Here is a 12,221-nt window from a genome sequence, read left to right as displayed (position 1 = left end):
AATAACTATAAAATGACCTCTGTTTCACGACAGAGGTTTTTTTATACATTTAAAGTAAGTCAGAGAAGCTGTTTTTCTGACTGTAATTCACTACTGTTTTTAGGCAAAATCTTTAATCGACAACCACATGGAAACCAGAGACAATACCGTTCTTGAAATGAGAGGCGAAACTTTAGGAACAATTAGCAGTCAGTCTTCCTCAGAAGAAATATTTCAAAACCGTACACTACGCCCTATTCTAAAGTTGCAAAATGATTTGTTTGTTCAGGTTTTCATCAACTATGCCATCAAGCAAAAAAGAGTGTTTTTTTCGTTGACACCTGAAAAGAAATTGGTTTATATTGAAAATGTTATTCAAAGAGATATCAAATTCAGAAACTCGCTCAAAGGTATGGTGATTGCTTTTTTTACTTTAGAAGAATACGCCGAATACATTCAGAATTCCTCCAATTTAAACAAGCGAATGATGAATATGTTGATTGAACGCTTGAAAAGTCAGCTGCAACTGATAGAAGTGAACGATTAACTTACTACAAATAGGCCTTTTTTACTTCTAAAAATGTTTTAGAAGTACCAACTAGTTCTGCTATTACTTTTTCTCTTAAAGATTCCAAATCGTCATATTTCAAATACTTGGCCCAATCCTCTTGACTGAGTACTTCTTTTATGGTACGAATGGTTTTGGCAACTTCTTTAGCATTGCGAAAAATTACCTTTTCGTTGGAATCAGCTGTTTGTTTGTGATAAAAGTTGACTTCTCGAGTCAACCAATCAACTTTAATAAAAAAGAGTTTTGCGGTATCGTCATTGGAATAAAAATCGGTCCAATTTGCATAGGCAACCGTCGTATATTGGTTTTTGAACTCGGCTAACGGAACCAAACGCCAATGACAATTGGCTACTCTTCCCCAATGATTGGATATGCGATACAAACCCGCTGCGGTAAAAATATATTGGCTTCCGGATTGACTAGTGTAATTTACTTTTAATTCACTAATCGCTGAAAAAGGCACTTCTTTCCAAATACAAAAAGTATGGGAATGAAAGTTGTGGCGTGCATAAGTCTTTTTACCCATATTATTGAACTAAAAATCTAGTAGGATTTAGAGAAAATTAATTATATGATTCGTAAAGATAGTCGATAAGTAATCGGAAATCAATAGCTTTAAGAGAATTAAAAAGAAAAAGCCCGATAAATACTATCGGGCTTTACCTAATTTAAGTATGGTGTTTTTAATCTTCGTGATCTGTTTTAGTTTCTGAAGCCGCATTGGTTGTTGCTTCAGCTCCCGTAGCATTGTCTCTGATTTCAGTGTGACGGATTTCTCCTCCGGTTGTTCCGGTTAATTGCGCAAAATAAATAGCTATTACACTAATAACTAAGGTTAAAATAGCCGCTAATTTAGCCTGACTGATTTTTTTGATATTGGCATACAACCCGAAAAGCGAAACCACACCTAAAACATAAAGTGATAAGGCTAATTTTTCGGCTATCTCTTCGTGTTCATGAATAATGTCGTGCCCAACGGTTGGCATATCTTCCACCATTTCTTCAGCACCTTCTCCGGTTGCCATACTAACGGCTGCAAAAACAGCGGCCACTACAAAAAGAACATAGGCAACGTTTTTAACTGTATTGTTCTTGAATAAGATTCCTGCTAATAAAATTCCGGCTCCTAAAATGGTTCCGATGATAGGAAAATGATTCACTACCATGTGTAAATGTGCATCATTCATATGTTATTGGTTTTAGTTAGAAAATTTTAAAATTACTTTAGTTCCTTTGTGCTCTTCGCTTTCAATTTGAAGCTCTATTTGGAGTAATAAAGATAATCTTTTTACGATAGATAATCCTAATCCTGTTCCTTTTATTTCAGGATGTTGGTTAGATTTTGAGCGATAGAACTGATCAAATATTTTTTGCAAATCTTCTTGTGCGATTCCAATGCCGTTATCCGCAATAGAACAGATTGTTCCCGACGGTGTTTCGGCAATTTCAAAAACAATGGTATCGTTGGGTTTGGAATACTTTACAGCATTAGTCAGAATATTATTGACGATAATTCCCAACAAATAAGTATCAGTTGTAACGTAATAATCTTTGGCAAAATGAGCCTGACATTTCAATTTCTTTTCTGCTATTATTGTTGAATTTCTCGAGATAACATCTAAAAACACGGCGTTTAGCGAAACACTTTCCAGTTTTAAGGTTTGTTTCTGATTTTCAAATCTCGCCAACAACAACAACTCATCTACCAAATGATTCAGTCGGTTGACTTCACTTACACAAAATGCAATTTTCTCTTTATATTCTTCAGGATCACGAGGTTTACGTATAAGCACTTCTAAAGTTCCTTTAATAACAGCTAATGGTGTTCTTAGTTCGTGTGAAGCATCGGAAGTAAATTGCTTCTCTCTTTCGATGGCATTTTCTACCCTATCCAATAAATTATTGATGGTTTTAGACAAGATGAACAATTCATCTCTGTTTTGCGGTAGCGGAATCCTCGATTTTAAATTGTCTTTTGTGATAACATTGGAAGTTTCGATAATAGCGCTGATGGGTTTTATACTTCTTCCGGCTATGAAACGGGCAATGAGAAACAATACCAACAAAATTAAAGGATAGGCCAACAACATAATTTTAAACAAGTTGTTCAATACCATAACGGAATCTTCCAAAGACATCGCTACAATTAAGTATCCGATAATTTTGGTGCCTTGGTATAAAGGTACTTGTATTTGTCTGACTGAAATGTTTTCTAATTTGGTATCGAACAATTCATTAACCGGCGCATCGGGTTTGAAAACCAGTTGTTTTTGCTTCAAATTAGGTGATTTTTCTACCATAGTTCCCAATTCGTCAACAAACTGTATAAAGGCCGGGCTGACTTCTACTTTATTAAACTGACTCAGTTTCCACTCTTCTTCTTCGATTAGGAGTACACAATTTTCAATGACTTCAATCTCTTGTAAGTGCTCGGTAACTTCTTTTTTAATTTCGTTGTTTACCCTAATGTAAATACTGAATTTTACAATTGAGTAAATAGCAAAAAATACCACAAAAATTAATAAAGCTGTGGTGATGATATAGTTAGAAGCTATTCTGTTTTTAAACGAAAGTTGTTGCATAATCAGGATTCATCGTTGGCTATATAACCTACGCCACGAATGGTTTTGATAAAATCTTCTTCGACTTTTAAATTAAGTTTTTTTCGGATGGCATTCATAAATACATCAATCACTCCTGTATCGTATTCAAAATGAATATCCCAAACGTCTTGAATGATTTGGGTTCTTGAACAGACTTTCCCTTTATTTTTGACCAAATAATGCAATAAATCAAACTCTTTTTGGGTAAAGGAAACTTCTTTTTTGTCGACCGTAACTTGGTGTTTCTGAAGGTTGATTTCAATGGGGCCTAACTGTAAGATTTCCTCTTCAGGTTGGTCTCTCAATTGCACTTTGATGCGTTCTACCAATTCGTCAAAGCTAAAAGGCTTTTTAATATAATCGTTAGCGCCGGCTTTTAAACCTTCCACCGTTTCTTGGACGGTATCTTTGGCGGTTAAGAATAAAATCGGGACTTTGGTATTCATTTGTCGGATGGCTTTGCATAACTCTAAACCGGTCATTTTGGGCAACATCCAATCGAGCAATAACAAATCAAATTTTCCGTCGTTAAAAGCCTCTAAACCCGCTTTACCGTTAGTGGCTGCAGTTATTTGATAGCCTTCTTCTTCCAATCCTTGTTTCAAAAATTGAACAATGCCTTCTTCGTCTTCAACAATTAAAAGATGTTTCATAACTTTGTAATTAACGATAGCTAAGGTACTACTTTTTCCGTTTTAAGTTCTCGAACGAGATAGGGTTTTAAGTGAAAATTAATTTGCTTAGTTTTATAAGATAATTGGTTCTTTTGAAGTAAAAAGAAAATATAGAATCCATTTTAAACCGGACATTCAAAATGAAAAAAGAAAAGATATTCGCCATGCCCTTGGCCAGTGTATATCCACATTATGTGAAAAAAGTGGAATCAAAAGGGCGAAGCCAACAAGAACTTGAAGCCGTATTTTTTTGGTTAACCGGTTATGACGTTGTTGCTTTACAAAAACTGTTGGACAACAAAACCAGTTTCGAGGATTTTTTTGAAAAGGCACCACAACTTAATCCTAATGTTTCCAAAATCACCGGAGTCATTTGCGGTTATCGTGTAGAAGAAATTGAAGATCCGCTGATGCAAAAGATTCGCTACCTCGACAAGCTTGTAGACGAATTGGCCAAAGGAAAAGCCTTAGAAAAGATTCTTAGAAAATAAAAAAGCAATCCGTTAAGATTGCTTTTTTAATATTCAGATTTTAGGTTATTTGTCCATGACAAACTTGAAGGCCAATGAAACAATATCGGCACTCAAAGTATCACTACGGTCGTAATGATTGTAACGGAAATCAATATTTTTCAAGCCGAATTTCCATATACGTGCTTTGGTAAAAATATCTACATACGTTGCTCCAATTCCATACTGATTAGCACTGAAGGTGGACAAATCATAATCAGAGGTATAATATTTTTCAGTTGACACATGGGTTTCGAACGGTGCAAAATACTTAGATTCCGTTTGTGTGTAATAACGATACATCGGATAGACTGTAAAGTTATCGTTTAACTTGATAGGCACTTCAATGTTAGCGGTATGCGCCGAAATTCCCCAATTGTCAGTATAATAACGGTAATAGGTGCGTAACTTGAAAGTTTCATTGATATAATAATTCAATCTCACCCCTATCGGTAATTTGAAACGCGATTTCGGCAAGCGCTCGATGTCGTCAGCCAATCGGTAAACACCAACATTTTCAGTGGTTTCATATACCGGAATGTATTGGGTTTGACCTATGTAATAGTTAGCTTTGTCGGCAAAGTAAATTCGGTGATAAGGCGTTGACAATAATCCTTCTTGTTGCAAAACATCAAAAAATAAGGACAATTGCAATTTCTTAGTCAAAATCTGAGAGAACGAAAAAGACAATGAATAAGAGTTTCTGTTCACCGATTGAATGTCTTTAAATTGTGATGGCAAATAAGCATTAGAAGCCAATCCGTTTTGGTCATAAACCGTTACTCCGCTGAAATATCCGTTGTTCAGGAATGAGCTTCCGTATTTATCGTACTCATGCAATTCTGTTGGCAATATCGGACGCCATTGGTCTAAATAAACGTTGGCTTTTAAACTCAATTCAGTATTCTTTTGATTGAACAATTTCGCAACGCCTCCACCAAAACCAATAGAAGTATAATCGTATTCGTTAGAGAAAGCCACATCGGCATTCCATATAAAATTTCGATCATCGGAACTGTGACTGTAGTTGATTACCACACTAGCTAAGGCATCTTGCGCTGAAGCTCCTGAGGAGGCCAACCAAGGCGTTCCGTAAGGTTCAGTTCCTGCCTTGTCATCGTCGTCATCGCCACCTGAAGCACCACTGCTATTGAATGGATTAATGTTACTCGAAGAGGCTGAAGTGTAAGCTGAAAGTCCGGCATCCACGGTTAAAATGGCATCGGCACTCATGGGCATACTCACCACGATATTGGAGGCAAGGTCGGTTAACTTTTCCGAACCCATACCGCCGGAGACCGCAGAATGTACTCCGTCTTGTTTGTAATAACTGATTAAAAAATCGACTTCTGTGGCTTCTAAAACTCTCTTTTTAAAGGTCGCCGTTGAATCTTTCTGTTGAGCAAAAGATTGGTAAGCACTGAGTAAGGCAAATATAAATAGGTACTTTTTCATTTGATTTTTTAATTACATCCGCAGCCACCACCGGTTTTTCCGCCGTTAGCGCCGGCTGCCGCTTCACGATACACTTGGAAGGTTACTTCATAGCGTTCGGCTGTCTTGGCAGATAATTTCATTTCGGGATCGTTGATGTATTCTTTTTCGTATTCTTTCACGGCTGTGCAAGAAGACAAAACGAACAACACCGCAATAAGGCTAAAAACTTTATTCATTTTGATAATTTTTAATGTCTATATTTTTTGAGGTAATTACTTTTCCTTCTTCATCTACCATAATGCAACCTATACCGGGTAATTGGTTTACTAAGTCCATTCCGACTTCTTTACCCAATACAAAAACACCTGTAGCCAGGGCATCTGCCAGTTCAGTTGTTTTGGCAAAAACGCTCACGCTAATTAAACCTGTAGCGGGATAACCGGTTCTGGTATCAATAATATGAGAGTATCTTACACTGTTAAAGGTAACGTATTTTTCGTAACTCCCTGAGGTTTCTACCGCAGTATCCTCAAGAGGAAAAGTGGCGAAAATTTTATTTTTGTTCATCGGATTTTTAATCCCAACTTTCCAAGGTTTACCGTCGGGTTGTTTGCCCCATGTACTTATGTCACCGGAAACGTTGACCAAACCTGCAACACATCCTTTTGAAAGCAAAAGCGCTTTGATTTTATCGGCGATATAGCCTTGACCAATGCCACCCATACCCAACTTCATTCCATCTAATTTCAGAAAAACAGTTTGCTGTTCTTGATCAATGATGATATTTTGATATCCAACTTTAGCTACCGATTTCTTGATGGCTTCAGGCGATGGCATTTCTTTCATACTGCCGTCGAATTTCCAAATCTTGTCCATCGACGCATAGCTGATGTCAAAAGCACCGTCGGTTAGTTTCGATATTTTAATAGAACGTTCAATCAAATCAATCAATTCCTGAGGTACTTTTACCGGTTTTATTCCGGCATTTTTGTTGATTTCAGACAAAGGAGTGGTTGGTATCCAATCCGAAATTAAGTTTTCTATTCGCTTCACTTCGGCCACAGCTAAATCTTCATATCCATTGGCTTCAAGACTGTCTTTGGCTACCACTGTTATTTCAAAAGGGCTGCCCAACAAACTCAACTTGCGTTTGTGAATGATTTGGGCGTTAGCCGACAAACCAAGAGTTAACACCAACAAACAAAGGAATGATTTCATTTTACTTGATTAAAGCTTGTAATTCAGCTACGTATTTGGCCGCATTTTGGTTTTCGTAGCCTTTTTTGGCGATTACTTTTCCTTGTGCATTCAACACTACCACCAATGGGAAATAGCCTTCTTGATTGTATTTTTCAGCTAAAGCTTTGTTAGCATTTTGAAGCGCTTCAGGTAAAACGTTGGCTTTCTTTTTCGGGAAATCGGCACGTACCAAAACTAATTTTTCAGCGGCATACGCTTTGAATTCTTCTGATTGCCAAACATTTTTATCCAATTTAATACACGGAGCACACCAATCCGAACCCGAAAAAACCAACACTATGGTTTTGTTTTCAGCCGTAGCTTTGGCCTTGGCTTCTTCAATATTAGTCGACCAATTCTGTGCAAATCCCAATGAGGACAAGAATAAGAAAGTTATTGTGATGGATTTTTTCATGTGTTTTTTTTCTGATAAAACAATTAAACGGAAGTGTACCCTACGCCTTTGTAAAATTATAGTTTTAAAGATTCCTTTTAACTTGTTTTTTTTTCTTAAGGAAATCTTAACTTTATAGGCAATTAGGGTATTTTAGGAATAATCTGTTATAAAAATACTAATTTTAATTTATGAAATTGTTTAAAAAGAATTCTCCGTTTCTTCAACTCCTTTTATTATTTATTGTCATCAATGCCGTTTTACGAACAGTTTTACTGTTCCATCCTATTACACAATCGGAATTCAACATTGCAGAAATTATCAAAATGTATGCGCTGGGCGGTTTGTCTGACATAATGATATATGTGGTTGGCAGCGCTTTTTTATGGCTGTATCTTTTGTTCTTATCTGATAAAAAATACCAAACACCTAACGGATATATTGTCTTTGCTGTATTGGTTTTGCTCTTGATTTATGTTTCCTTTTTCAATACAATTTTGGATGAATACGGCGGTTCTTTGCCTGAGATTGGCATCGCCTTTATAGCCATTAAAACACTTTGTTTTGGTTTGTTATTGTTTTTACCACAACACCGAAAGCAAATTCGATTGGGTTTATATTCCTTCACGGTCTTCTTGTTTGTATTGATTATAGTGCAAAATGCAATGAGCGAATTTTTCTTTTGGAATGAGTTTGGGGTTCGCTACAACTTTATTGCTGTAGACTACTTGGTTTATACCAATACTGTTATCGGAAACATTATGGAATCTTATCCAGTTGTACCTTTATTTTTAGGCGTTGGCATCATTACCATAGGTATTACCTATTGGATTGTAAAACGAACTAAATCCTATTTGGACAAACTACCGGATTTCAATGAAAAACTAAAAAGTACCGGTATTTATGGCTTTGCCTTTCTTATTTCACTTTTCGGGATTCCGTATTTGGCGCAAAAGGCCAATAGTGATAATGTATTTGCAAACGAGTTGCAGGCGAATGGTATCTATAAATTTGTAGTAGCGTTTGAAAGCAGTGAATTGGATTTTGACACCTATTACAAAACCTTACCTGAAGATAAAGCCTTTGCCATTTTAAACAATAAAATTTCAGGAACTAAAGGTGAAAGTACAACCCGAAAAATTACCGGCGACAGTACTGCCCTAGCCAAAAATGTAGTATTGATTACCGTAGAAAGTTTGAGTGGCGATTTTATGACTGAGTATGGAAATCAAAAACACATCACACCATTCTTGGACTCGTTAGCCCAAAAAAGCTTACAGTTTACTAATCTTTATGCTGTGGGTAACCGAACCGTAAGAGGTTTAGAAGCGGTAACCTTGTGTTTACCGCCAAGTGCTGCTGAAAGTGTCGTAAAACGAAAAGACAACAAGAATAAATTCTCTACGGGTTCTGTTTTCAAAAAGAAAGGCTATTCCGTGAAATACTTTTACGGTGGTGATGCCTTTTTTGACAATATGGAAGATTTTTTTGGTGGAAACGGTTATGACATTGTAGATAAAAAAGCTTTTAATAAGGACGAAATAACCTTTCAAAATATCTGGGGTGTTTGTGATGAAGATATGTATCGCAAGGCCATTAAGGAAATGAATGCTGAAGCTACTCAAAATCGTCCGTTTTTCAACCACATTATGACGGTGAGTAATCATCGTCCTTTTACTTATCCTGAAGGTAAAATTGATATTTCAGGAAAGTCAAAATCCAGAAGCGGTGGCGTAAAGTATACCGATTATGCTTTGAAACAATTCTTTGCTATGGCCAAAAAGCAATCGTGGTTTAACAATACTGTTTTTGTGATTGTCGCCGACCATTGTGCTTCCAGCTCGGGTAAAACAGAATTGCCTTTGGAAAAGTACCGCATTCCTGCGATGGTTTATGCGCCTGGCTTTGTGACACCAAAGCAAGTTCCGACTTTAATGTCGCAAATCGATTTAATGCCGACCGTTATGGGCCTATTGCATTTTTCTTATGAAAGTAAGTTTTACGGTCAGGATGTATTCAGTCCAAATTACGAACCAAGAGCTTTTGTGGCTACTTATCAAGATTTAGGTTTGATAAAAGATAATGTGCTGACCCTAATTTCTCCGGTAAAGAAAGTCAAACAATACCAACTGATTCAGGAAAAGAAAAACGGTTTGAAACCCGAATTTGAAATCCATTACAAAGAACAGCCGATGGCAAAACTGAATACCGTTTTGGTAAACGAAACCATTGCCTATTATCAAACAGCGGCTCACTTATTAAAGACTAAAAAACTCAATAAATAAAGGATAAAAAAAAGTCTCTCGAATGAGAGACTTTTTTTTATTTACAAGCTTCCAGTGCTTCAGCAAAGGAAAGTATGCTTTCGAGGTTATTTTTAAATTCCTTCTTCTCGACCCTTTCCAATAACAAAGGACAACCTTTGGCCATTTCTTCAAAGCGTTTTTTCGGACCTAACATCCAACTGGCTGAGGCGTTAGATTTTCCTTCAGACTCATTGGCCATTTTCAGAATAACTTCGCCGTTAAAATACTGGTAAACGCCAATCTTTTTGCCTACAAACATTTCTTTAACAAACTTTTTGCTGGCAGCAGCAATAGTCATACCGCCGTTGTCAACTGACAATTTAAAAGAAACAGTAGCATATTCTTCACCATTACTTAAAATCAATCTTGAAACCTCATTGGCTTTGATATTTCTCTCTGAAAATTTTCCTTGGAAATCTTTTACGGTAACCGTAACGGCTTCGCTTAAATTCATGGCTCTGCTTTTGTGTAAATAACCGGCTATGGTATCTTTCTTAACAGTTAACATATAAGCCAAAATATAGTTTTGGTCAGTTTCTATACTGTAAGGTGCATTGGTTGCAGGCGCACTCGAAGTAGATCCGGAATAAACCGGTTGCTTTTCTTCAAAAATGAAATTCTTGGTTTCCACCGCAAAATGGCGATTGGTAAGTTGATTAGCTTTCAAAAGCAACTGTAATTCATTGTTGGCTTTCAACATAGTTTCGCCATCTGATTTATCATAATCGTTGGCGATTAATTTCTGACAATATTCGCTGGCCTTGGCCGGATTGTCTAACAAATAATAAATTTTAGCCAAGTTAAAATAAGCACTGTATCTGATTTTTCGATGTGCTTTTTCATCTTCATTGTATTTTGTCGGCAACGATTCGAAATAAGCAATTGCGTCTTTAACTTCATTCGCAATATCAGTCGTAGGCTCCGCAAAGTTCATTTTGTCAAAAGCATTTTTCACCGTCAAATAAGCGTTGTATTCTGCCATTTGTTCCGGGTGTTTTTTGTTGGCTAAAATCCATAGTTTATCAGTACCTGACTTAACGGGATAACCAAATTCATCATTCAACTCGTTGTTCAAAGTGTTGATTACCTCAGTAGTAAAATTGTTTCTGATTAAATTTTGGATACCGTATTGAAAGCTTTCCGCTTGGGAATAGTTTTCGTATTCCTGACTCTTGGCACTGCGTTGCGCGGTAAAATTGATTATTTTACTCACTTTACCATCACTACTCACTACCTTCGCATTACCGTCTTGCGTGTACGAATACACTACTGTGTAATAGTACTTGTTAGTTACTCTGCCGTTTTTGTCTTTAGAAGAGCTCACGCGATTGGTGATTTCTTTTTTGGTGATTGCAGGATTTTGCAATACTACTTCAACACTCAAATATCCATTTTTTTGTTTTTTTTCAAAACCGTTAATGGTAACTTGGTTTTCAATAAAATATTGGGGTTTGTTATACTGCAAATTGCGATCAATGTTGGTCACAAAAGAATAAGTACGATTTTTTTTGTCTACAATTGGTTTAGAAGGTAAGTTGACATAAGAATAATTAATGTCAAACGGATCTAAGTCGGTTGACTGTGCTGAAGCCGCTAATCCGATAAGCAAAAAAGATGCTAGGAGTATTTTTTTCATGGTTAGGTTATTTTTCGCCAAATATAGCCGAATTAACCCTATGATATACTGTTTGTTTAACGGATTTTATAAAGTTTTTTTGGTTGTAAAAAAAAAGTATTTACGAATGGTTAGCTATAGTAATAATCCTTACTTTTAAGGTATGTTTAGACACCAAGGAAAAGCAAGAACTTTTTTACACAACCTGCGCTTGGCAGCTTTATTGTCTTTAGTAGCCGGAATTGTAAACATTACGGGCGTTTTGGCTTTGAAAACACTTACTACCAATGTAACCGGTCATTTTGCCTACTTTGCCGAAGAAATAATGAGGAAAGATTATGCTATTGCCGTTACTTTCTTGGTTTTTACTTTGTGTTTTCTTTTGGGATCGTTTACTGCAAATACTGTGGTTGAAATTGTTTTGCAGAAGCGTCCGAGACTGGCGCACGTAGTTCCTATTGCCATAGAAGTACTGATATTAGTTGGTGTTGCCTTGTTTTTCGGTAATTCAGATATTTATGCTTGGCATGGGAAAACGGAAGCTTTTTTGTTGCTGTTTGCTATGGGAATGCAAAATTCTTTGGTAACCAAGGTATCGCAATCTACGGTCCGAACTACGCATTTGACCGGTTTGTTTACCGATCTAGGCATCGAACTCTCTCAATTGTTTTTCTACAAAAAACCGGAACAACAAATCAAGTTGAAGTCGAATATTTACTTGCGCTTATCCATCATTTCATTTTTCTTTACCGGCTGTGTTTTGGGTGGATTTGCTTATGGCTATCTTAAAATCAAGACCTTGTTAATCGCATCCTTTGTATTGATTATAGCCTTGTTTTACGATTACCTTCGCTTAAAGTTTTTCTCCATTACTCGTAAAACACACTAACATAT

The 12,221-nt window shown here is 36.5% G+C and carries 13 protein-coding genes; 4 read left to right on the top strand and 9 right to left on the bottom strand.

What is annotated here, in order from left to right:
- Positions 1–127: 127 nt before the first annotated feature.
- Positions 128–526, top strand: coding sequence for a glyoxalase (locus tag SK086_RS07265; protein ID WP_290877261.1), 399 nt, complete (start codon positions 128–130; stop codon positions 524–526).
- 4 nt (positions 527–530) lie between these two features.
- Here the strand turns inward: SK086_RS07265 and SK086_RS07260 are convergent, their stop codons facing one another.
- From SK086_RS07260 to SK086_RS07245, 4 genes are all read right to left on the bottom strand, one after another.
- On the bottom strand, positions 531–1,076 hold the full coding sequence (locus SK086_RS07260) for a hypothetical protein (protein ID WP_290877258.1): 546 nt from the start codon (positions 1,074–1,076) through the stop codon (positions 531–533).
- 157 nt (positions 1,077–1,233) lie between these two features.
- On the bottom strand, positions 1,234–1,737 hold the full coding sequence (locus tag SK086_RS07255) for a hypothetical protein (RefSeq protein ID WP_290877254.1): 504 nt from the start codon (positions 1,735–1,737) through the stop codon (positions 1,234–1,236).
- Positions 1,738–1,749: 12 nt separating this feature from the next.
- On the bottom strand, positions 1,750–3,132 hold the full coding sequence (locus tag SK086_RS07250) for a sensor histidine kinase (RefSeq protein WP_324690673.1): 1,383 nt from the start codon (positions 3,130–3,132) through the stop codon (positions 1,750–1,752).
- Between the two features lie 2 nt (positions 3,133–3,134).
- Positions 3,135–3,806 (bottom strand): response regulator transcription factor, encoded by a 672-nt coding sequence (locus tag SK086_RS07245; RefSeq protein WP_290871972.1) that lies wholly within the window; start codon positions 3,804–3,806, stop codon positions 3,135–3,137.
- Between the two features lie 161 nt (positions 3,807–3,967).
- On the opposite strand from SK086_RS07245, the gene SK086_RS07240 reads away from it, so the two are divergent.
- Positions 3,968–4,318 carry a DUF2200 domain-containing protein gene (locus tag SK086_RS07240; RefSeq protein ID WP_324690672.1) on the top strand — a complete coding sequence of 117 codons (351 nt, stop codon included), beginning with the start codon at positions 3,968–3,970 and terminating at the stop codon, positions 4,316–4,318.
- Between the two features lie 45 nt (positions 4,319–4,363).
- Here SK086_RS07240 and SK086_RS07235 read toward each other — a convergent pair whose 3' ends face one another.
- The 4 genes from SK086_RS07235 to SK086_RS07220 are packed head-to-tail and all read right to left on the bottom strand — an operon-like array spanning position 4,364 to position 7,427.
- The gene (locus SK086_RS07235) at positions 4,364–5,791 is read right to left on the bottom strand and encodes a DUF3570 domain-containing protein (protein ID WP_290871967.1); all 1,428 of its coding nucleotides are present in this window, start codon (positions 5,789–5,791) and stop codon (positions 4,364–4,366) included.
- An 8-nt stretch (positions 5,792–5,799) separates the two neighbouring features.
- Positions 5,800–6,009 carry a DUF4266 domain-containing protein gene (locus tag SK086_RS07230; RefSeq protein WP_290871964.1) on the bottom strand — a complete coding sequence of 70 codons (210 nt, stop codon included), beginning with the start codon at positions 6,007–6,009 and terminating at the stop codon, positions 5,800–5,802.
- Positions 6,002–6,991, bottom strand: coding sequence for an FAD:protein FMN transferase (locus SK086_RS07225; protein WP_290871961.1), 990 nt, complete (start codon positions 6,989–6,991; stop codon positions 6,002–6,004). The genes SK086_RS07230 and SK086_RS07225 overlap by 8 nt, the downstream gene beginning before the upstream one ends.
- A gap of 1 nt (position 6,992) precedes the next feature.
- Positions 6,993–7,427: a thioredoxin family protein gene (locus tag SK086_RS07220; protein WP_324690671.1), complete on the bottom strand. Its 435-nt coding sequence runs from the start codon at positions 7,425–7,427 to the stop codon at positions 6,993–6,995.
- A 170-nt stretch (positions 7,428–7,597) separates the two neighbouring features.
- Between SK086_RS07220 and SK086_RS07215 the strand changes: the two genes are divergently transcribed.
- On the top strand, positions 7,598–9,691 hold the full coding sequence (locus SK086_RS07215; RefSeq protein WP_324690670.1) for an LTA synthase family protein: 2,094 nt from the start codon (positions 7,598–7,600) through the stop codon (positions 9,689–9,691).
- Between the two features lie 37 nt (positions 9,692–9,728).
- On the opposite strand, the gene SK086_RS07210 is transcribed toward SK086_RS07215, so the two are convergent.
- On the bottom strand, positions 9,729–11,348 hold the full coding sequence (locus SK086_RS07210) for a hypothetical protein (RefSeq protein WP_324690669.1): 1,620 nt from the start codon (positions 11,346–11,348) through the stop codon (positions 9,729–9,731).
- 142 nt (positions 11,349–11,490) lie between these two features.
- Here SK086_RS07210 and SK086_RS07205 point away from each other — a divergent pair, with 142 nt between their 5' ends.
- A complete protein-coding gene (locus tag SK086_RS07205) occupies positions 11,491–12,216 on the top strand; it encodes a YoaK family protein (RefSeq protein WP_324690668.1) in 726 nt (241 codons plus the stop codon).
- Positions 12,217–12,221: the final 5 nt, after the last annotated feature.

The sequence above is a fragment of the Flavobacterium cheonhonense genome (genome assembly GCF_035671315.1).
Classification (GTDB): domain Bacteria; phylum Bacteroidota; class Bacteroidia; order Flavobacteriales; family Flavobacteriaceae; genus Flavobacterium; species Flavobacterium cheonhonense.
This window is presented reverse-complemented; position numbering and strand designations above follow the sequence as displayed.

Coding starts and splice junctions, on each gene's coding strand:
- SK086_RS07230 (WP_290871964.1), bottom strand. CDS start 6,009: ATGAATAAAGTTTTTAGCCTTATTGCGGTGTTGTTCGTTTTGTCTTCT.
- SK086_RS07260 (WP_290877258.1), bottom strand. CDS start 1,076: ATGGGTAAAAAGACTTATGCACGCCACAACTTTCATTCCCATACTTTT.
- SK086_RS07255 (WP_290877254.1), bottom strand. CDS start 1,737: ATGAATGATGCACATTTACACATGGTAGTGAATCATTTTCCTATCATC.
- SK086_RS07235 (WP_290871967.1), bottom strand. CDS start 5,791: ATGAAAAAGTACCTATTTATATTTGCCTTACTCAGTGCTTACCAATCT.
- SK086_RS07245 (WP_290871972.1), bottom strand. CDS start 3,806: ATGAAACATCTTTTAATTGTTGAAGACGAAGAAGGCATTGTTCAATTT.
- SK086_RS07250 (WP_324690673.1), bottom strand. CDS start 3,132: ATGCAACAACTTTCGTTTAAAAACAGAATAGCTTCTAACTATATCATC.
- SK086_RS07240 (WP_324690672.1), top strand. CDS start 3,968: ATGAAAAAAGAAAAGATATTCGCCATGCCCTTGGCCAGTGTATATCCA.
- SK086_RS07215 (WP_324690670.1), top strand. CDS start 7,598: ATGAAATTGTTTAAAAAGAATTCTCCGTTTCTTCAACTCCTTTTATTA.
- SK086_RS07205 (WP_324690668.1), top strand. CDS start 11,491: ATGTTTAGACACCAAGGAAAAGCAAGAACTTTTTTACACAACCTGCGC.
- SK086_RS07265 (WP_290877261.1), top strand. CDS start 128: ATGGAAACCAGAGACAATACCGTTCTTGAAATGAGAGGCGAAACTTTA.
- SK086_RS07220 (WP_324690671.1), bottom strand. CDS start 7,427: ATGAAAAAATCCATCACAATAACTTTCTTATTCTTGTCCTCATTGGGA.
- SK086_RS07210 (WP_324690669.1), bottom strand. CDS start 11,348: ATGAAAAAAATACTCCTAGCATCTTTTTTGCTTATCGGATTAGCGGCT.
- SK086_RS07225 (WP_290871961.1), bottom strand. CDS start 6,991: ATGAAATCATTCCTTTGTTTGTTGGTGTTAACTCTTGGTTTGTCGGCT.